This is a genomic window from Paenibacillus ottowii (genome assembly GCF_006874425.1).
Classification (GTDB): domain Bacteria; phylum Bacillota; class Bacilli; order Paenibacillales; family Paenibacillaceae; genus Paenibacillus; species Paenibacillus ottowii.
Genome location: NZ_VIJZ01000013.1, coordinates 37,824 through 57,567 on the forward strand (window position 1 = coordinate 37,824; position 19,744 = coordinate 57,567).

At 46.7% G+C, this 19,744-nt stretch carries 14 protein-coding genes and 1 pseudogene; 8 read left to right on the forward strand and 7 right to left on the reverse strand.

Annotation, left to right across the window (positions count from 1 at the left end; all coding sequences use genetic code 11):
- Positions 1-23: 23 nt before the first annotated feature.
- Together FKV70_RS23085 and FKV70_RS23090 are read left to right on the forward strand one after the other, a co-directional pair.
- A complete protein-coding gene (locus FKV70_RS23085; protein ID WP_142614689.1) occupies positions 24-1,280 on the forward strand; it encodes a DUF445 domain-containing protein in 1,257 nt (418 codons plus the stop codon).
- Positions 1,281-1,425: 145 nt separating this feature from the next.
- Positions 1,426-4,491 carry a hybrid sensor histidine kinase/response regulator gene (locus FKV70_RS23090; RefSeq protein WP_142614690.1) on the forward strand — a complete coding sequence of 1,022 codons (3,066 nt, stop codon included), beginning with the start codon at positions 1,426-1,428 and terminating at the stop codon, positions 4,489-4,491.
- A gap of 97 nt (positions 4,492-4,588) precedes the next feature.
- Here the strand turns inward: FKV70_RS23090 and FKV70_RS23095 are convergent, their stop codons facing one another.
- Both FKV70_RS23095 and FKV70_RS23100 read right to left on the reverse strand, forming a co-directional pair.
- A complete protein-coding gene (locus FKV70_RS23095) occupies positions 4,589-5,740 on the reverse strand; it encodes a response regulator (protein WP_142614691.1) in 1,152 nt (383 codons plus the stop codon).
- Between the two features lie 200 nt (positions 5,741-5,940).
- Positions 5,941-6,615, reverse strand: coding sequence for an NAD(P)H-dependent oxidoreductase (locus tag FKV70_RS23100; protein WP_064796891.1), 675 nt, complete (start codon positions 6,613-6,615; stop codon positions 5,941-5,943).
- 189 nt (positions 6,616-6,804) lie between these two features.
- Here FKV70_RS23100 and FKV70_RS23105 point away from each other — a divergent pair, with 189 nt between their 5' ends.
- Positions 6,805-7,188 carry a winged helix-turn-helix transcriptional regulator gene (locus tag FKV70_RS23105; protein WP_142614692.1) on the forward strand — a complete coding sequence of 128 codons (384 nt, stop codon included), beginning with the start codon at positions 6,805-6,807 and terminating at the stop codon, positions 7,186-7,188.
- Between the two features lie 81 nt (positions 7,189-7,269).
- On the opposite strand, the gene FKV70_RS23110 is transcribed toward FKV70_RS23105, so the two are convergent.
- The 5 genes from FKV70_RS23110 to FKV70_RS23130 all read right to left on the reverse strand — a co-directional run bounded on the left by FKV70_RS23110 (position 7,270) and on the right by FKV70_RS23130 (position 14,188).
- The gene (locus FKV70_RS23110; protein ID WP_142614693.1) at positions 7,270-8,517 is read right to left on the reverse strand and encodes a stalk domain-containing protein; all 1,248 of its coding nucleotides are present in this window, start codon (positions 8,515-8,517) and stop codon (positions 7,270-7,272) included.
- Between the two features lie 190 nt (positions 8,518-8,707).
- Positions 8,708-9,457 carry a YcnI family copper-binding membrane protein gene (locus tag FKV70_RS23115; protein ID WP_142614694.1) on the reverse strand — a complete coding sequence of 250 codons (750 nt, stop codon included), beginning with the start codon at positions 9,455-9,457 and terminating at the stop codon, positions 8,708-8,710.
- A 31-nt stretch (positions 9,458-9,488) separates the two neighbouring features.
- Positions 9,489-11,207: a copper resistance CopC/CopD family protein gene (locus FKV70_RS23120; protein WP_142614695.1), complete on the reverse strand. Its 1,719-nt coding sequence runs from the start codon at positions 11,205-11,207 to the stop codon at positions 9,489-9,491.
- Between the two features lie 253 nt (positions 11,208-11,460).
- Positions 11,461-13,311 (reverse strand): bifunctional diguanylate cyclase/phosphohydrolase, encoded by a 1,851-nt coding sequence (locus FKV70_RS23125; protein ID WP_142614696.1) that lies wholly within the window; start codon positions 13,309-13,311, stop codon positions 11,461-11,463.
- Between the two features lie 283 nt (positions 13,312-13,594).
- On the reverse strand, positions 13,595-14,188 hold the full coding sequence (locus FKV70_RS23130; protein ID WP_142614697.1) for a DUF5317 domain-containing protein: 594 nt from the start codon (positions 14,186-14,188) through the stop codon (positions 13,595-13,597).
- Between the two features lie 203 nt (positions 14,189-14,391).
- Here FKV70_RS23130 and FKV70_RS23135 point away from each other — a divergent pair, with 203 nt between their 5' ends.
- From FKV70_RS23135 to FKV70_RS23155, 5 genes and pseudogenes are all read left to right on the forward strand, one after another.
- Positions 14,392-15,621, forward strand: coding sequence for a multidrug effflux MFS transporter (locus tag FKV70_RS23135; RefSeq protein WP_063212351.1), 1,230 nt, complete (start codon positions 14,392-14,394; stop codon positions 15,619-15,621).
- A 370-nt stretch (positions 15,622-15,991) separates the two neighbouring features.
- A pseudogene (locus FKV70_RS23140) lies at positions 15,992-16,435 on the forward strand (DUF3600 domain-containing protein); the annotation flags it as partial.
- 119 nt (positions 16,436-16,554) lie between these two features.
- Complete coding sequence (locus tag FKV70_RS23145; RefSeq protein WP_063212350.1) at positions 16,555-16,905, forward strand: metal-sensitive transcriptional regulator; 351 nt, start codon at positions 16,555-16,557, stop codon at positions 16,903-16,905.
- A gap of 57 nt (positions 16,906-16,962) precedes the next feature.
- Positions 16,963-17,163, forward strand: coding sequence for a copper ion binding protein (locus FKV70_RS23150; protein ID WP_017427195.1), 201 nt, complete (start codon positions 16,963-16,965; stop codon positions 17,161-17,163).
- Positions 17,164-17,277: 114 nt separating this feature from the next.
- Complete coding sequence (locus FKV70_RS23155; protein WP_142614698.1) at positions 17,278-19,734, forward strand: heavy metal translocating P-type ATPase; 2,457 nt, start codon at positions 17,278-17,280, stop codon at positions 19,732-19,734.
- The last annotated feature ends 10 nt before the right edge of the window (positions 19,735-19,744 follow it).

A 19,744-nucleotide genomic window follows, 5' to 3' on the forward strand; every position in this document is an offset into this window, starting at 1 on the left:
CAGTCAGTTTGGAGGACTACAGGATGGGAAAAACAAAAAACACAAAAACCGCAGCAGCTTGGTCACTTGTGATGATGGGAGCGGGATTTGCTGCTACGTTACCTTTTCAACAATTTGGCTGGGCCCGTCTTTTGGCCGGATCTTTTGAAGCCGGACTTGTAGGAGGATTGGCAGACTGGTTTGCCGTAACCGCGTTATTCCGTCACCCGCTGGGCATTCCGATTCCACATACAGCGCTTCTCCCCAAAAATCGGGGAAAGCTGACCGATGCCTTGGTTAACACGGTCGAAAACAATTTGCTTCATAAAGAAAGCATTGCATCTAAAATTGCCGAGATTAAACTGGCTGAGCTGGTGCTGAAAAGTGTGGAAAAAGGAATACGTACGCCCGAAGCGGTCACTTTCATAGATGTTCTTGCCAAGCAACTTGTCCGTTCGCTTCCGATAGCAGAGCTGGTCCCGGTCATCACAATCGGGATTAAGCGACAGGCGACTGAATTCGATATAGGGCCATTGCTAGAGGCACTCGCCCGGCAAGCTGGCGAGCGAAAGTATGACCAACGGGCGTTGGATTATGCGCTGGAGCAGACGGAGTCCTGGCTACTGCGGCCAGAAACCGGTGTTACGCTTGGCACTCTGGGGATGCAGGCTGTTAGCGGCTTGCAGGTCAGCGGGCTCATGCAGTTTGCCCTGAACGCCTTCCTTGGGTATTTGAATGAGGAGCGTATGGGCGAGATGATTCGTCACTTTTTGCTGGACCGCGTAGCGGAGCTTCAAGTTGAAGGACATTCGCGTCGTCAGGCCGTCCTGGATGGGTTCAACACACAGTTGATCCATCTGGCAGCCAAAGATACGGTCAGGGAGGGGCTGAATCACTGGAAAAACACCTTGATTGATTCCTGGGAAGGTGATGCAGCTATATCCGAGAAGCTCGAAGAGCTTCGCCATCATCTGCTGGATTACATGGAGGATGCCAGTTATGTAACGACATACATTGTACCCTTACTGGATCAATTGCTATCTGATGTATGGAGAAATACGGAGCTGCTGGACAAGATCAACACGTGGATCGTAGCAGGTGTTACCGGAGTAGTGGAAGCAAACCATAGCCAAATTGGTAATCTGGTTCGGGAAAATGTAAATAAAATGGATGATGCTTCACTGATCGCTTTAATGGAGGACAAGCTGGGGCAGGACTTACAATGGATTCGGATTAACGGTGCGCTTACAGGCTTTCTGATTGGAATTGTGCTTACTGGGGTTCGTATGTTGCTTGAATAGCACGGGCAATCTGTGCTCAGGAACGATAATGAAATTTGTGTAGATAAGGTTGTGAAAATATGAGGATTGGTCACCATCCAATGCTGCTGGTTCAGATGAGAGCCCGGCAACGGTACGTTGAAGTATGGTGCCGGATCACGAGTGGATGAATAAGCGGAACTTTTTTTTAATTACGCTGTTATTCCTGATCGTGATTATTGGCTTGCGTTTGTTGTGGTTTGATTATTACCACAATCAGGATTATCCCCGGGCCAAGGCAGGAATTCTAGATCTGAGGGGCGTAAATTTACAGCAGATCAAGACCCTTCCATTAAATGGGGAGTGGGAGTTTTATCCTGGAACTTTATCTTCTCCTGCCGAACTGAAATCCTTACTTATGCAGAAGCAGCGCCAGACCATCCAGGTACCAGGATTATGGAGTGAGTCGGTATCTCCTAAGGATCATAAGGCATATGGTGTTGGAACCTATCGGCTGCTTATTTTGAGTGACAGGTCAGAGGACACTTTATACGGACTTCGGATCGGGAAGATCAGTACGGCATCCAACATATTTGTCAACGGCCGTTTAATTAGTCATAGTGGTCAGGTCTCTAGCAAGGTCGAACAGCATATAGGAACAACCGTTCCATTCTCTGCCATGTTTGATGCGAACAGGCAGGCCATTGAGATTGTCATCCAAGTATCCAATTTTGATTTCTCCGCTAGTGGAGGAATTATGAAGCCTATCATTTTTGGAAGCGCGGATGCTGTGAATAGCCGAACCAACTTCACGATCGCAATGCAAATTATGGTATGTATTATTTTGCTGCTTCACGGGTTATATATAGTCGTTATATTTTTTATGAATCCACAAAAGAAGGCGCTTCTGTATTTTGCGGGAATTGTAATCTGCACGGTATTATCCATCCTGACAGACGATGACAAGCTTTTATTGGACTGGTTCCCCATTAATCTGGGTCTTTCGTTAAAGATAACCACCCTTTCCTATATTGGAATAGGCATGTGTGTACTGAAGCTGGCGCAGTCTCTGTTGGTTCGATCCCGAATCATTCAGATTGTTTTTATAGGCCACTGTTGTTTTGCGATTTTGGTGTTACTTGCACCTGCATCCAGCCTTTATGCATTTCTTATGGTTCTTATCGCATTACCGGCTATTACTCTATGTGCTACAGTTCCCTCCCTTGCTTTTCTTAGAACATTCAGAGGGCAAAAAGAGGCTGTTTTTCTGTTGCTAGCATCCATTAGCATTGCATCCAGCATGCTGTGGGGCATTTTCAAGACGAATGATCTCCCCTATTATCCTTGGGATATTGTGCTTGCTTTTGTGGCATTTGCATCCTATTGGTTCAAGCGTTTTTTTAATACGAATGCTGAACTGAGAAGGCTGTCGGACAGATTGCAGCGCGCTGATCAGGTGAAAAATGAATTTTTAGCCAACACCTCTCATGAGCTGCGGAATCCTCTACATGGGATGATCAATATAGCACAGACTGTACTGGAGAATCAGGGCAGCGCCCTGGATGAACCCAACAGGAGAAACATGCAATTGCTCGTTACGGTCGGTCGCCGTATGTCCTTATTATTGAATGATTTGCTGGATGTTACACGTCTGCGTGAAAAGGATATTATTCTGGAAAAAAGAAGCTTGAAGCCCAAGGCTGTAGCCTCAGGTGTGTTGGATATGCTTCAATTCATGACAGATGGGAAACCTCTAAACATGGTAGTTAACATCCCTGCTGATTTTCCGAATGTATTAGCGGATGAAAACCGAGTAATTCAAATCCTGTTCAATCTCCTTCACAATGCTGTTAAACATACTGCTGAGGGTACCATTTCCGTTCACGCACACACCCAAGGCGAAATGGCCAGTATTCAGGTGCGTGACACTGGCGTTGGGATGGATGAGGAGACGCAAAAGCGAATATTTCGTCCATATGAACAAGGAAATTCCCATTTGACGGTTATTGGGGATGGGCTTGGACTTGGGTTGAGTATCAGCAAGCAATTGGTGGAGCTTCATGGAGGATCTTTGAGTGTAAGCTCTGAACTTGGTCAAGGCTCAACCTTTTCTTTCACACTACCGCTCGATCCCTCACCTACCGCAGAAGAATCAAGAGATAACGAGCAGGTGTGTATCGATGAAGAAGCAGGTACTGATTTTATAGCTCTACAGAATGAAGCTGTAATGCAGGTTGCGGCAGGCTCTGCACGATCTGCCATACTCGCAGTAGACGATGATCCGGTTAATTTAAGGGTGTTAGAGGGTATTCTCGCCTCGGACTCTTACGACCTTGTCACTGTAACCAGTGCCCAGGATGCCTTGAATAGGCTGGATCATCGGGAATGGGATTTAATTATAGCTGATGTCATGATGCCCGAAATGTCGGGGTATGAGTTAACTCGGCGTGTGAGAGAATACTTTAGCATTTCGGAGTTGCCTGTGTTGCTGTTGACAGCACGTAGTCAGCAGGAGGACTTGTATACGGGATTTCTTGCAGGGGCCAATGATTATATTATGAAGCCTGTGGATTCCATGGAATTGAAATCAAGGGTCCGTGCCTTGACTGACGTTAAAAAGTCCGCAAGGGAGAGGCTTTGGATGGAGGCTGCATGGTTACAGGCACAAATCAAACCTCATTTTTTGTTTAACACCTTGAATACCATTGCATCCTTAAGTCATGTGGATCACACCAGAATGGTGAAACTGATTGAAGAGTTCGGCAAATATTTAAGATCAAGCTTTAACCCTCAAAATCTAGATAGAGTCGTATCCCTGGAATATGAGCTTGCTCTCCTGAAATCTTATCTTTATATAGAGAAGGAACGCTTTGGGAATAGACTAGATATTGTATGGGAAGTAGACGAAGATATATTCTTACTATTGCCACCGTTATCGATTCAGCCACTTGCAGAAAATGCAATCAGGCATGGTATCATGAATCGGATCCATGGAGGAACATTGTGCATTCGTATTCAGCAGCGGGAGGATGACACAGAAATAGCGATCATTGATGATGGTGTGGGCATGAGTCAAGAGGAACTGGACCGTCTGCTGAGTCCTCATCAAGAACAGGACAACGGGATAGGATTACGGAATACAGATCGACGTTTGAAGCAAGTATACGGTAAAGGATTATCTATTAGTAGTCTTCCCAACCAGGGTACAACGGTAAGCTTCCATGTTCCCCAGGTACAAAGACAAGAAATATAATATCTCTGTCCCGTAGGTCCTATACAGAACGAGGCGAAGTAAGTGACGCTTCTAATGGGGACTCTACGGGTACGGAGAAGGATTCCCAGTCGTGAAATTAGGCATGAGCCATTTGCCACTCTTTAAACCAATTTGTAATTTGTTCATTGGGCTTCTCATGAAGCTCTTCCCATAAGACGGATGATAATAAACCATGCCATTTGATCACTAAGCTATTTTTATTCATCTCAGCATAGGTCTTCATTAATCCCCAGTAGGCTTCCTCTTCTTGGGGGTGACGACTACAGATGCCCTCATAAATAGAGATCGCCTCTTCAGGCTGGGAGTTCCCTCTGTACCATTCTGCCATTTTTAATGATATGGATAACCACATTTTATGCAGCCTTTGGCGTTCACTTTCAACCCACCAAAAATCATATTCTTGTAAATAGTCCCCTTTGTAAAGCTCCATCATTTTTACATAATAAGGGATGGATTCCTTGTTCATCTGTGGAGCGGATGCCAGGAGAGATTCCCATCTTTCTGTATCTAACAGTACGTTTTGCGTATGCAAAATATAACCGCCATTAGTATTGGAAATCTCTAAAAAGGAATGATACGGCGCTATCGTTTTTCTAATATAATAAGCGGCTGTATATAAAAGAGAGTAGGCCTTATCTTCTTCATATTCTGGCCATAGTAATTCAATCAAGGCTGATTTACGAACCCATTGGTCATGATTCTGGAGCAAGTACAAAAACAGTTCCTGGGTCTTTTTAGTCCTCCACTGAATAACAGTGGGTGGCTGATCCGGTAATGTGAAGACGACATATTGAAAAACCTGTAATTGAAGAACAGAAGGCTGATTCTCAGGCATGGAGGCAGCTTGATCGTCACGCTTCAGAATGCGATTCATGGTTTTAATAAGACGTTCTGTCGTGACCGGCTTGAGCAGATAATCCAGTGCGTTAAGCTCGAAGGCTTGAATAGCGTACTTATCGTAAGCCGTAACAAAAACGATCTGAATATGGGGTTTGTGCTCCAAAATTTGATGTGCTAATTCAATTCCGCTGATCCCTGGAAGTCTTACATCCAAAAAAGCTATATCTATATCATCAAGTAGAATATAGTCCTTAGCCACGAATGGATTCGTAAAAGCTCCTGCAATATGTATGCCTTGTAACTCGCCAAGCAGACGCTTCATATAATCCAAAGCTAACTCTTCATCATCGACAATAACAATCCTTGTCAATATCTCTGATCTTTCCACGTGTACTGTACTCCTTTTTAGGCAGATACATCTTATTATATAGGATAACTTGACTACGGCTATAAGCAAACAGTTGTAGAAGAAAAAAAATTTAAATAAAGAGGCGGGCTACGATAGGCCATCGTTAAGATGACTGACCGCGAGCCCGCCTGTTCAAGTTGTGCCAAACTTAAAAATTGACTAACAATATTGGACGAATATTACAGAACCCAGCGCGTGATCTTCTCCAGGGGTTGTCTGGATTTTTCCCGCTTGGGTTCATGAGCACGATAACCGAAGGCAGCGATGACTGAAATATCCAGTAGCCCGTTCTCCAGCAGTCCTTCTTCCTCCAAAATGGCATGCACCTGATCATAGTTAAAACCTTCAATTGGACAGGAATCAATGCCAATCTGAGCTGCCGCTGTCATCATATTGCCCAAGGCAATATAGGTTTGCTTGGAGGCCCAGTCAAATAACGTGCGTTCGTTTTCCAGCAGGCGTTGACTTTCACCTTGGAAAATCTTATAGCGGCCCGGTAGTGAGGCAAAGTCTTCGTCAGACATACCCTTAACCTCTTTATACATGTACTCTACGTAAGGAGAATCATAGCGGACATCCTTACGTGCCAAAATCAGAACGACATGGCTGGCCGCTGGGATCTGCTTTTGACCGCCACTGGACACTGCCGCCAGCTTTTCTCTCAATGCTTGATTTTGTACGACCACAAACTGCCACGGTTCAAATCCTACAGAGCTAGGGGAGAGGCGACCGGTTTCGAGAATAAATTGAAAATCCTCCTCCGGTATGATGCGATTAGGATCGAATTCCTTCGTGGCATGTCTGAATAGAAAGGCATCCAGAATTTCCTGCTTTTTAGCTGATGTATTGGACATAAAATGTACTCCTTTTGATATGGGGTTAGTTGGTGCTCTATGGATTTTCTGCTACTATAATGAGAGCTAATATCGAATATATAGTTATCATATAGAAAGTTTTTGCAGGGAACAAGTACGCACATATTTGTTCCTTGTCATACATCTGAGGCTATTGGTTACACATTCCAGCAGAAAGAAGGGGTATACATGCCACGGGAGACGGAACATGCGGTTAGCGTTAATTTTGGATGTCCGGTAGCCAAAACCGTCGGGGTGATTGGAGGCAAGTGGAAGGGGGTCATTTTGTATCATTTGACCACAGGACCACGGCGCTATAACGAAATTCGACGGACCTTGCCTAATATTACACAGCGGATGCTAACCTTGCAGCTGCGTGAATTGGAGAGAGATGGCATTGTACACCGTGAAATTTATAATGAGAACCCACCCCGTGTAGAATACTCGCTTACCCCGTTGGGAGAAACGTTAAGGCCGTTGCTGGATTTTATGAGAGACTGGGGGATCTTCTATGGAGAACAGGGTTGCGAGCCTGTAACGACAACTTCCAAATCGGGCAAGGATTTTTGTTAAAGGGCATGAAGAAAGCCCGCCAAATGATTTCATAGAAGACGCCTAAGAAATCATTAGCGGGCGGAATAAGGTCAGGTACACTTATTTAAACTCGATGGCTTCGTTCATCTGCGTCCAGGCCGTTTCTCCAATGATGCCCAAGCGCCAGATAGCGATTCCTTTGAGGTCATAACGTTTGGCTAAACCGATCTTGGCGTTAACGGTACTGTCTTTTTCGCTACCCATTGAAATCCCCAAAATGAGCTTGTCCCGTGAGGTTTCCTTCAAGGCCAGTTGTATGGCTTCATCCACTTTATCCAAAGGCTCAGGCGTAGCCTTTTGTCCATAATCATAGGCCATGATGATCAGGTCGTCCGCCAGATTGCCTAGCGTTTTGTAGTCATAGCCAGAGTAAGAGCTGTTCAGCGGATGCAGAACGACGGTGAGCTTGAGCCCGGCCTGATGCGCTTTGGCCGATAGCTTTTTAATAAAGGCGTTGTAGTCTGAACGCGCTTTAGCTTTATCGCCGCTCCATCCCAATCCTTCAAGGTCTAACGTAATGCCCTTGAACTGCTTATTGGTGGCGGTGCTGACGATTTGAGAAATGGTCTGTTCTTGAAGCTGCGCGCTTTCCAAAACCTTAGTTAGCTCGTGATTGCCGTCGACAGAATAAACCATCAGGTAAGGGGAAGTCCCCTGGCTATCTGCCTCCTGTAGAATAGACTCAGGCGTTACAGCTCCGGCAGCTTGAGGCCATTTATATTCTTTGCCGGTCGTCGTGAACTGTCCGTTCGTATCAATTCGACTCCAGCCGAAGGCAACTGCGTTAAAATCCTGTATTTTGGATTTTTGGTCAAAGGAAGACAGCGCATAAAAGCCCACAGTATACATAGCTTCACGTGGCGATGTAATCGAGACCGTTCGCGTTCCCTGATTCCAGTTCACTGTGGCTCCAAACTGCTGCCCGAAAAAGCCCAACGGAATCATTGTGCTTCCGCGTACGGTTTGCGGTGCGGCTGTTAGTTGAACGGTTTGTCCGTCTACTGTGGCATCACGGCTCCCCATTTTGAGAACCACCTGCTTGGTTGCATTGCCTTGTGCTTTGGTAGCGGTGATGCTTTGACTGGCTTGATCCCATTTTACTGTAATGCCTAGAGACTCAGAAATAGCGCGAAAAGGAACCATCGTCGTGCCGTTCATCATGGCAGGCTGTACAGGGAACGGCAATGGATATCCGTCCAACATGATGCTGATCTTCCCCGCCTCCGCTTGGGCTAAGGGACTATAGATGCCCGCTGCAGTACTCAAAAGGATAGCGCTAGATAACAGAGCCTTATTTACGATTTTCATCCTATGATCTCCTATGCTCAATAGATTGCAATGCTATCATGTTAGAATCGTGAGGTTTCTATCATTTTACCAAAAAAATGATAGATAGGTGAATGTGAAAAGATAGGATGAGATCATTATAAAAAAAGCTGGTGCCTGAATGAATGGCACCAGCTTTTTTTACATGTAAGGCTTTGTTGTTATGAATGAATTACTTGCGTCGCTTGAGTGCAATGCCTACTGCTGCCGCACCAAGCACGACTGCGATGATCGAGAGGACCAGTGCTGTTGTCTGTGCAGCAGAGCTGGCTGGAGCAGAAGCGGCAGACGTAGCCTGAGCAGCATTATCCGAGGTCGGTGCCGAGCTGCCGCTATCTTCAGTTGTATCTGTGCTCGCATGGCCCTTTGCTGTGCCTGCTGAATCATGTCCGCTGTCTGCGGCAGAAGCAGAAGTTTCGGGTGTGGTATTCGCTGTAATTGTGGTAATGGAATGAGGATTGTTACTTCCTTCATCACCGGTCCATTCCACAATACTTCCGTCACTGTAATATTGGAAAGCATTCCAGGCTGCTGTGGTATTCTGGTCTGCATTTTGGGCGACAAAGCTGAAGCGTTGATACTGTCCCGCTTGAATGCCGTCTTTTTCAGCCGTCCAGGTGACGGTGGTTATTTTGCCAGAGCTGTCTTTTTCGGTGGCTACCTTCCAATCCGGTACAGGCTCGTATTGTTTGAAGACGACCTCTTTAGGAACTTTTAAAGCGACTTTGGTGGTTGGAATGTTTTTTTCCACAGGTACTTTCAACGTGTACGTTTCCCACGCATTAGGCTGTGAAACGGAAGGCTTGACCGTCACATGCGCACTGGCCATACCTGCAAAAAGCAAGGCACCAGCCGCGATTAAGCCCATCGAGGTTGCTAACCTGGAAAACCTGGATTTTGCTGTTTGAATCGTTTTATTCATCTTTATTTCGCTCCCTTATAACATAAAATAATTATTTTTTACCGCCTACCTGTAGGGTAAATTCCGCGTCAACTGCATCGAGTGATGCCGTCAGGGCATGTACCTTGACTGCCCATGTTCCTTCGGAGGTTATCAATTCCTGACTGCGGAAGGGCTGTTGCTGCTTCACAGGCAGAACGAATTCCTGTTGGTCTTGGTCAGGATTGGATGGAGTAAGCGTTAATGTGACCTGCTGGATACCTGAAACGGCAGTACCCTTGCTATCCTGAACGGATACCTTGAATTCATTGCTGCCCACAGCATTTGGGCTAACTGCCAGTGTAACGCTGTATTCGCTAGTAGTGCGAGTCTCCTCAAACGGTACGGCAGGTGCCTGACCGGGTGACAGGTGAGTGAGCACTGCTGCCAACAGCATGACGAGCAGGCCGACGGACAGCTCGGCACGCAATCCTCCGGCGGCTCGCTTGCTCGCCGCTGCTTGCCGAGCGCTGCGGAACTGGCCGGCTGCAAAGACCAGCATCACTAGCAGTAGCGCTGCTTTGCCGAGCAGAACGAGTCCGTAGGACGTGTTCAGCAGCATGGAGGGAGTCGGTATGTACAGCACGGCTCCATATATACCAGTGGCGAGCAGCGCCGCCACCATCGCCATGCCCCAGCCAGCGAAGCGGCGCAGAGCGGCTTGTCGCAGAGTTGCCTGCCCGGATACAGGCAGCTCCGATCCGGCAACAGGCAGGCACACCACCATGACGGCAAGCGAACCGATCCAAAAGGCAGACGCCGCAAGATGAACGAAATCTGCCACAATGGCTGGAGCCGGATGGGTAGCCGCTGCTGGATGCCCGACAAAAGCCTTAGACAGCATAAGGCCGAGCGTTAGTAGAACGGAGCAGTATCCCCACACATAGCGCTGACGATTGGAAATGCTGGGATCGATCGCATAAATTAGCGTTACGCTCAGAAGCAGCACGAGAATCATCTGGATAAACCAGATTTGCCCCGCCCCCGTAAATTGAAGGGCTTCTCCCAGAATGGGGAGTGAAAAGCCCTCTCCGATGGATACTCCGGCATCCCAAGACGCCTGAAGTGGTAGGCTGATTAAAATGGCGGCAGACGTTATGCCGTAGCCACTCCATAGCAGCTTAGTCCAGCGGGGTAATGTGTCAGAGGGCCGCTGACTAAGCACCTGCTGTTCATTGCGGTTCCTGTCGCGGTTTATGTTTGGTAAGAGGAACAGCCGGAAACAAATCGCTCCAAAAAGCAGCGATAGCCCTATGTAAAAAAGCCAACGGACAGCGATTAAGTCGATTCGTGATGTCCCAGAGCCTTCAGAAGCGGTAGCTTGATGGGGAGATGTATTGGAACCGCTGCCTACTTGAAATGGAATCACTCCATTGACTGGATGTCCATCTGCGGACAAAGCTCTCCAAGTGATGGTGTAAATTCCACTTTTCATCCCTGGAATCAATTGGATTCCCATGGTGGATGGGTGCTCTGGGTTGAGCTGTGCTTTTCCTGTGTCGACCCGCTTGCCTGTTTCATCGGTCACTTTGATGGACATGAAGGCAGACTGCAAATCTTCGTTGAAGGTGATGGTCACCTGGGAAGGAGACTTGTCCAGAACCTGATTTTCGGTTGGACTGGATTCAACGACAAATGCATGAGCCCATGATAAGTGAGGAAACAGGAGCAGAAGAGGGAGACACAGCAATAAAAGACAAGCCGCACGGGCTGGTCTAGACAGTTGCAACATGCCTGTGAAGTCACCTTCTCTCGATTACTTGAAGCGAGGATATCCTCATTTGTAGCATTTTATACGGACAATCCAATTCCTATCTTAATCATAGTGCATATAACGGGAATAGATGGAGCAAATTATGACATTTATATGAAATTTGAAATAATCTGCAGTATGCAAAATGCCTATTATATGAAAAAAACTACCGTAACTAAAATCCAGGGGATTTCGTTCACGGTAGGTGGTAAGATGAGGAGGCTATAAGACATTAGAGACCTGCTTCTACAGACTGTGTGAAAGCAGGTTGTTTATGTTGAATATATTGGATAAAAATAGCCGTTAGTTCGGGATCGAATTGGCTACCTGAACAAGTACGCAATTCTTCGATGGCCTCCTCGAACGTTTTGGTCGGTTGATAGGGACGCTCCGTTGTCATCGCATCAAAAGAGTCGATAATTGTCAGCATCCGACACAGCCTTGGGATTTGCTCACCCTTAAAGCCGAATGGATAGCCTCCCCCGTCATAACGTTCATGATGCAGTTCCACAAAAGGAACTAAATCTATGAATCGATCGTTGGCCTCGACAATACGCTTGCCCCACATGACATGGGCTTGTACCATCCGCCATTCCTCGCCGGATAGCTTCTCTTTTTTATTAAGGATATTCCAGGGTATTTCCAGTTTTCCGATGTCATGAATGAGAGCTCCCAGTAAAAAACGCCGCTTCTCCTTCGGCCCGAGCTGAAGCACATCGCTCATGTCGGCTGCATATCTGAATACCCGTTTGGAATGCTTGAAGGTGTTAATATCCTTGTACAAGAACAGGTTAAGCTGCTGCTCCAGATCACGAATATCCTGTCCCAGATCGACCTCGCGTTCCACTTCATTTAGACTGCCGTGGGTATGAACGATGTTTTTGCCTTGTTTCTTGGCGTAGTACAGTGCTTTATCCGCTAGATCGACCAGCTGTGATTTGTCGTAGATGTCAATGCGGCTTTGTGCAATGCCTGCGGAGAAGGACAGACAACCGTGTGGGAAGATTTCGACTCCCTCGTAACGAGAATCATTCAGTTTTTTGCGGATAGCATTGACTTTTTCATAGGCTTGTTCAGCGGTATGATCAGGCATAAGCAGAGTGAATTCTTCTCCACCATAACGGGATACGGTAATAGGAGTGCCGAACGTTTCCTTTTTAAGAAACTCACCGAGGAAACCCAGGAGTTGGTCGCCCTTGAGATGACCGAAATGATCATTGTATTTTTTGAAATCATCAATATCAATCAGCGCGAGACTTAGGGGAGTGTTCTGCGATCTGGATACATTCAATTCAGTTTCAAGTGTATTTTCAAAGTAGCTATGATTGTACAGTCCTGTTCTGCGATCTGTGTTGGCTTTTTCCTCAATCTCACGATACATTGTGAACATTTGCTTGAATGCGTGGGATAAGAGCATGCTTAGCCCCAGGAACAGCAAAAGTCCTAAAATGCCGTTATAATAAATCAGCGTGGTCAACACCAAAGACAGGATGAGTGTACATAAGTATACAAGTAGGGATTCGGCCAAAAAAGCTTGTTTGAGCTCATTGAAAGATCCTTTATATGCGACATAAAAGTAGATGCCCAGGGTGATTGTGTTCACCGTAAAGTAGCAGATTAATGCGAGCAGGTAGGAAGCAAAATGGTCCTCGCTTAAAGCTCCCTGCGTTCCGCCGCTTAGTTCGAATACGGTGGAAGACAGGAAGATAGCAAGTGCGTAAATGGAAAAATTGACGGCATGCTTCCACCAGGATAGCTCTGTGTGCCGAAACGCAGCAATGACCACATTGAACAGCAAAATCAAAATGGCGATTTCAGTCCCATGCACAAAAATACAAGCGAGATACACGGAGGAATCCATGGACTGCTTGTTACTGGCTGGTGGTAGCTGGAATGTAAAATGCTCCAAAATCAGAACTGCTCCCAACAGGGAATAGATCGTGACCCACTCTGTCGTCGAATAATACAAAAAGGACCAATGGTTCGAATACAAGAGGACGATCAGGCCGGCCATGCATATGAAAAACACGTATATTCCCGTCGTGGTAACCCGTTCTTGCAGCTTTTTTAATATACTCATCATTTCTTCTCCTGCCTTGTCGTATCTTGATGTCAAAGCTACCAGGGGTGAATGAGATAATTTACAATTTTGTAATCGAAAATTTCACATGAAAAAACAGGCCGGAATCCAGCCTGTTTTGTTGAGCCTGTGCTTCCCTTTTTATCTTATCGGTGACTAGCCTCCGATTTTGTAACCGGAAGTCAAAGCGATTACGACAGAAGCAACGATAATAGCATTGATAATCACACGGGAGTATTTCAGGTTTTTCATAAGGTTCCCTCCCTTCCTTGGAATAAGATCTGAACTAGGCGTGGTGGGGGTTGGTTTCTTGTTGATTATCCTTAATTCTGTTCACGACCATCACATTTTGGATAAACAGGAACATCCCGAAGTTCATGACGACATCTCCAATACTAATCACCTGTGTGCGAGGATAGGGCTTGGATAGGGGGATGATGTCACCAAGAAATGATAAACGTGTGCTCGCATCCATCATGTAATGTTTCGAGATGACGCTTCCGGATTTCAGCATATCTGTATAATAGGGACCAAGCACCTCTGAAGCGCTCAACGAGACCGGCATTCTGCCACCATTTACCGCCATCACGATAAAATTCATTAATACGCCGATTAAAATAAGCTTGAAGCCCTTATGATGTCTGTTCAACCAGAGAAATATCAATCCGATCATGTAGATTCCCATAAATAGATACCCGTTCATGGCTGCTAGCCAAGCCCACTTTTCCTGAGCATAGAAAATAATAAATTGAACCACCAGCAGCAGCGGGAACATCCAGCCGGCTATAAGGCGAATATGACTGAAACGAATCAGACCTTGCCGCCAGCCTCCTCTGAACAGACCTACAATGAGACCCAGCAACACTCCATCATAGACCATTATCATTCTCCAGATTCTACAAATTTTTTGTTTTGGTTACCCTGATAATTCGACCTGAAATTGGTAAATTCCTGCCTGATTTATAGCAGTTTTGAAAAAAAAATGCGGATTAGCGTGTAATTATTCGAAGCCAGGCGAAATGAATGATATCATAACATATTGAAGTCAATATTTACATCTTAGTGAAAAGGATGATTATTATCATGAACCGGTTATCCAATACGGTAATGGTTGCCGCAGATATGACCAAATCACGGATATTATGGATTGCCTTTGTCCTGGGTGCTTTAAGTGCCTTCGGACCGTTGTCCATAGATATGTATTTGCCGTCACTGCCTACTTTAGCCGACAATTTGCATACGACGACTTCGCTGGCACAGCTTAGTCTGACAGCCTGTCTGTTGGGCCTGGCCGTTGGTCAGATCGTTGCTGGTCCGCTTAGCGATGTGAGGGGGCGCAGAGGACCGCTGGTTATCTCGTTAATTTTGTACGCTGCAGCATCGCTGTTATGTGTGTTTGCGCCGAATATCGGTGTGCTCATTGCGCTTCGGTTTATCCAAGGCCTTACGGGGTCAGCGGGGATCGTAATTTCTAGAGCTGTGGCACGTGATCTGTACTCGGGCAAAGAACTGACACGTTTTTTCTCACTGCTCATGTTGGTGAATGGCGTGGCTCCCATTGCTGCACCTGTGCTGGGCGGTGCCATTTTGAATTTTGTTTCCTGGCGCGGTGTATTCATGGTGCTATGTGTAGTTGGTGTAGCTATGCTGATTGCCGTCGTATTGGGTCTTCCAGAAACGTTGCCAACGAATCGCCGTTCATCCGGTGGCTTGAAGCAGACGCTAGGAACACTCGGTCATCTGTTTGCGGATCGACGTTTTATGGGCTATGCCCTTTCGCAGGCGCTGATTACGGGGGCGATGTTCGCGTACATCGCCGGCTCGCCTTTCGTGCTTCAGGATATTTTCGGGGTTTCTCCCCAGATGTATAGCATCATTTTTGCGGTGAATGGCTTGGGGATTGTACTGTTCTCCCAATTAACCGGTAGACTCGTAGGTCGATTTAGCGAACGACAGTTGCTCTTGTCGGGCCTGGTGATTGCGGCTGTAGCCGGGATCAGCTTGCTTGCCGTAGCTTTTACCGGAGGCCAATTGTTCGCTGTATTAATTCCGATGTTTTTTGTCGTATCTTGCGTAGGTATTGTGAGTACAACGACGACTTCACTGGCAATGCAGAGTCAGCAGCGTTCCGCAGGCAGTGCCTCCGCCATGCTTGGCTTGTTGCCTTTATTGCTGGGCTCCATTGCTTCACCGTTGGTGGGCTTGGGTAGTGGAACAACCCCCGTACCGATGGCGGTCGTTATTGCTGTAGCTGAGCTTGGTGCGTTGTTAAGCTTTGTTGTACTTGCCAAGGAAGCACACGCGAAGGCTTAAAACAGGGCAATTTGAACTGAAAACTCCCATGGACTGATGCATGAATCACTTCAGACCACGGGAGTTTTTTTATCGTTCTACAATCGAGCTATCTTCGGCTTCCATTGCAGGGGAAGGTGTCTGTTTTAAGTACATACGAGAAGGTTTGTGAATCAGAATCGAAATCAAAATGATGATATGAACGGGAAAGAAAGATATGCAAAGACTATCTCATCTCCTATTGATACAAAAAAATCGAACGATATTCCCCGTGCCTTCCAATATATAGTGTGAGCCGAAAGAGAGGAGGGGATTAGGATCGAACAGCGCAAGGAGGTGGCTAGATTGGCACAGGAAGATCAGATGACAATGCTTGTAGCTCCAACAAGCACAGGGACGTTTGTCGAAGGAAGAGTTTAGTGTTTTTATGGGATTACTAAAGGAACTGGGAGCCTATAATCTTAAAATAACGGGCAAAAACGGGACGCTCTATAAGGAGCGTTTAAGCGCCGAAGAACAGCGTGAGTATAATCGGATAACCGCCGAGCTGGAAACGTACTTTGATAAATTGAATCTGGAGGAATTTCAAACTCCTAAGCGTATAGATTTACAGGAGGAGTTAGACTATGCGAAAAAGGCATTAAGTGAGGATGAATTTGTGAAGTTCCGTGTTTTGTTCACGGAGTTTTATAAGTATGTTCCGCGCATAACGGGCGAAAATGGGGTATTGTATCCAGATCGTTTGTCTGAAAGAGAAAGGGAAGATTACGAGGGGCATTTGAAGCTGCTTCAGCCTTATTTTGATCAGTTTAAATCGCTTGAGAAGAAACAGTGACGAAAATTAAGGCGAAAAGGTGACATTTTATTGGAATGTTGACATACCCCATGGGGGTATATTATGATGGTGATATAACAAAAGCATGAATGCATATACACCACACAGGAGGCTGATGTATGGCTGAGGAGCAACCTGTTTCCCACACTGAAGTCCACGGGACTCATTGTGGAACAGATGGGGAAAAGACAGTTAGAAAAAGTCATCATTCGGCGGAATTTAAGAACAGCCTTGTAACCCGGTTAAACCGTATTGAGGGTCAGGTTCGTGGGATTAAGGGCTTGATTGAGAAGGACACCTACTGTGATGATGTGCTGAACCAGATTGCGGCTGTTCAATCGGCCCTGAATGGTGTCGGCAAGCTATTGCTGGAAGGGCATATGAAAAGCTGTGTCATTGAGCGCATGCAGGCAGGAGAGCAGGAAGTGATTGATGAACTGCTGGTGACGGTTAAGAAGCTAATCCGTTAAAAGTAGCAGGTATACACATTACGGGTATGAACGTACCCTTGAGGAGGAAACGAAAATATGGCACAAGTTACATTGAACGTAGAGGGCATGAGCTGTAATCACTGCGTAAAAGCCGTAGAAGGAGCTTTGGAGAAAGTAGGCGCTACCGGTAAGGTTAGCCTCGAAACGAAACAAGTAAGTGTAGAATATGACGAATCCAAGCTGAGTGTTGAGGCTCTGAAAACAGCTATTGAAGACCAAGGATATGATGTTGTTTAAGGTTAAGATGCTTTATGCGTGAACAGATTTGTTCGAAGGAAAAGCTTCCATATTAGGAGCTTTTTCTTTTTGAACATAACATACCCCTCAGGGGTATGTGGGAGGAGGCCTACCATGGAAAACCGTACAACTGACGGTGATAAGCATACAACGCTTCATATTACGGGGATGTCTTGCGCAGCCTGCGCAAGCCGTATTGAAAAAGGTTTAAATCGAATAGACGGCGTGGCGCACGCTAATGTGAATTTGGCTTTGGAGCAGGCGTCCATATCCTATGATCCCAAGCAGGTGGAAATCTCTGAATTCCGCGATAAAATTGCTTCTCTTGGTTTTGGAACTGTGAGTGAAGAAGCTAATTTGAATGTGACGGGCATGACTTGCGCGGCCTGTGCAGCTCGAATTGAAAAAGGATTAAACCGAATACCGGGTGTAACAGGTGCTACGGTAAATTTGGCGATGGAAACAGCTCATGTGGAATATGCTGCTGGGAGTACTACGATTAGTGATCTGGTAAGCAAGATTGAACAGCTGGGCTACGGGGCGATCCCGCAGAGTGCTGAGGACAATATTGCAGATGTCCGCAGTAAGGATATCCAGCGTAAAAAATGGAAGTGGATGATATCGGCAGTGCTGTCGCTTCCGTTGTTGTGGGCGATGGTGGCTCATTTTTCCTTTACCTCATGGATTTATGTGCCGCAATTGTTCTTGAATCCATGGTTTCAACTTGTACTTACAACACCCATTCAGTTCATTATTGGATGGCAGTTTTACGTAGGTGCTTATAAAGCGCTTCGCAACGGCAGTTCGAATATGGATGTATTAGTTGCTCTGGGTACGTCTGCAGCTTATTTTTACAGCTTGTACCTTACTCTACGTCCATCCGATGCTATGGAGGGAATGACGGGAATGCCTGTCATGACCATGCCAGAGCTGTATTACGAGACAAGTGCGGTACTCATTACGCTTATACTGGTCGGTAAATGGTTCGAGGCGGTAGCCAAAGGGCGCTCGTCTGAGGCGATCAAGAGCCTGATGAACCTACAGGCGACGACGGCACGTGTGGTACGTGATGGGCAAGAGCTGGATATACCGATCGAACAAGTGCGTGTAAAAGATATCTTTATTGTGCGCCCAGGGGAGAAAATTCCCGTCGATGGTGTGGTCGTGGATGGACGTTCGGCAGTGGATGAATCCATGTTAAGTGGGGAGAGCCTTCCGGTTGAAAAGGGAGCGGGTTCCCCAGTCACAGGAGCCACCCTCAATAAAAATGGAGTACTTCGTATTCAGGCTGAGCGTGTAGGTGGGGATACGGCGTTGGCCCGGATTATTAAGGTCGTGGAAGATGCGCAAAACTCCAAGGCCCCGATTCAGCGGATTGCGGATCAAATTTCGGGGATCTTTGTACCCATCGTTGTTGCTGTTGCCGTGTTGACGTTTCTCGTCTGGTTTTTCCTTGTGACACCGTCTGATTTTGCAGGGTCATTGGAGAAAATGATTGCAGTTCTCGTCATTGCTTGTCCTTGTGCGCTCGGATTGGCTACCCCAACGTCCATTATGGCAGGATCGGGACGTGCCGCTGAATACGGTATTTTGTTCAAGGGTGGCGAGCATTTAGAAATGACCCGTTCTGTCAACGCAGTGATTTTGGATAAGACAGGTACGGTTACGAACGGCAAGCCAGAATTGACGGATGTTATGGTTGGAGCAAGCAGCCTGACTGAAACGGATTTGCTGCGATTACTCGGTGCGGCAGAAAAAAGCTCAGAGCATCCGCTGGCGGAAGCTATTGTAAAAGGGATTACTGATCGAGGCATTGAGTTAGTGGATCCGACGGATTTTGAAAATATTCCGGGCTATGGTGTGAAGGCCCATGTGGAAGACAAACAAGTATTGGTGGGCACACGTCGATTAATGAGCAGGGAAGCCATCGCGATTGATGATTCAGTCGAGCAGCAAATGAATGAATTGGAAGGCGCAGGGAAAACGGCGATGCTTGTCGCTGTGGATGGTTCCTATGCCGGATTGGTGGCCGTGGCAGATACGATTAAAGAAACGTCACGGGAAGCTGTTGCCCGTTTGCGAGCAATGAACATTGAAGTCATCATGATTACAGGTGACAATGAAAGGACGGCGCAGGCCGTTGCCGCCCAGGCGGGAATTGAACGTGTGCTGGCGGAAGTGCTGCCTGAAGGAAAGGCCAAAGAAGTGAAACGACTTCAAGAACAAGGCAAGATCGTAGCCATGGTCGGGGATGGTATTAACGATGCGCCAGCGCTGGCCACAGCCCATATAGGGATGGCAATGGGCACAGGTACGGATGTAGCTATGGAGGCTGCCGATATTACTCTCATGCGTGGTAACCTGAACAGCATTCCGGACGCGATCGAAATGAGCCGCCGGACCATGACAAACATACGGCAAAACCTATTTTGGGCGCTCGGTTATAACGTGATCGGCATTCCCATTGCTGCTTTGGGCTTTCTTGCTCCATGGTTGGCGGGAGCGGCCATGGCATTTAGCTCTGTTTCGGTCGTACTGAATGCGCTGCGTCTCCAACGGGTGAAACTGTAAGTGTAGTTAT

Coding starts and splice junctions, on each gene's coding strand:
- FKV70_RS23085 (WP_142614689.1), top strand. CDS start 24: ATGGGAAAAACAAAAAACACAAAAACCGCAGCAGCTTGGTCACTTGTG.
- FKV70_RS23090 (WP_142614690.1), top strand. CDS start 1,426: ATGAATAAGCGGAACTTTTTTTTAATTACGCTGTTATTCCTGATCGTG.
- FKV70_RS23100 (WP_064796891.1), bottom strand. CDS start 6,615: ATGTCCAATACATCAGCTAAAAAGCAGGAAATTCTGGATGCCTTTCTA.
- FKV70_RS23105 (WP_142614692.1), top strand. CDS start 6,805: ATGCCACGGGAGACGGAACATGCGGTTAGCGTTAATTTTGGATGTCCG.
- FKV70_RS23110 (WP_142614693.1), bottom strand. CDS start 8,517: ATGAAAATCGTAAATAAGGCTCTGTTATCTAGCGCTATCCTTTTGAGT.
- FKV70_RS23115 (WP_142614694.1), bottom strand. CDS start 9,457: ATGAATAAAACGATTCAAACAGCAAAATCCAGGTTTTCCAGGTTAGCA.
- FKV70_RS23120 (WP_142614695.1), bottom strand. CDS start 11,207: ATGTTGCAACTGTCTAGACCAGCCCGTGCGGCTTGTCTTTTATTGCTG.
- FKV70_RS23125 (WP_142614696.1), bottom strand. CDS start 13,311: ATGATGAGTATATTAAAAAAGCTGCAAGAACGGGTTACCACGACGGGA.
- FKV70_RS23130 (WP_142614697.1), bottom strand. CDS start 14,188: ATGGTCTATGATGGAGTGTTGCTGGGTCTCATTGTAGGTCTGTTCAGA.
- FKV70_RS23135 (WP_063212351.1), top strand. CDS start 14,392: ATGAACCGGTTATCCAATACGGTAATGGTTGCCGCAGATATGACCAAA.
- FKV70_RS23145 (WP_063212350.1), top strand. CDS start 16,555: ATGGCTGAGGAGCAACCTGTTTCCCACACTGAAGTCCACGGGACTCAT.
- FKV70_RS23150 (WP_017427195.1), top strand. CDS start 16,963: ATGGCACAAGTTACATTGAACGTAGAGGGCATGAGCTGTAATCACTGC.
- FKV70_RS23155 (WP_142614698.1), top strand. CDS start 17,278: ATGGAAAACCGTACAACTGACGGTGATAAGCATACAACGCTTCATATT.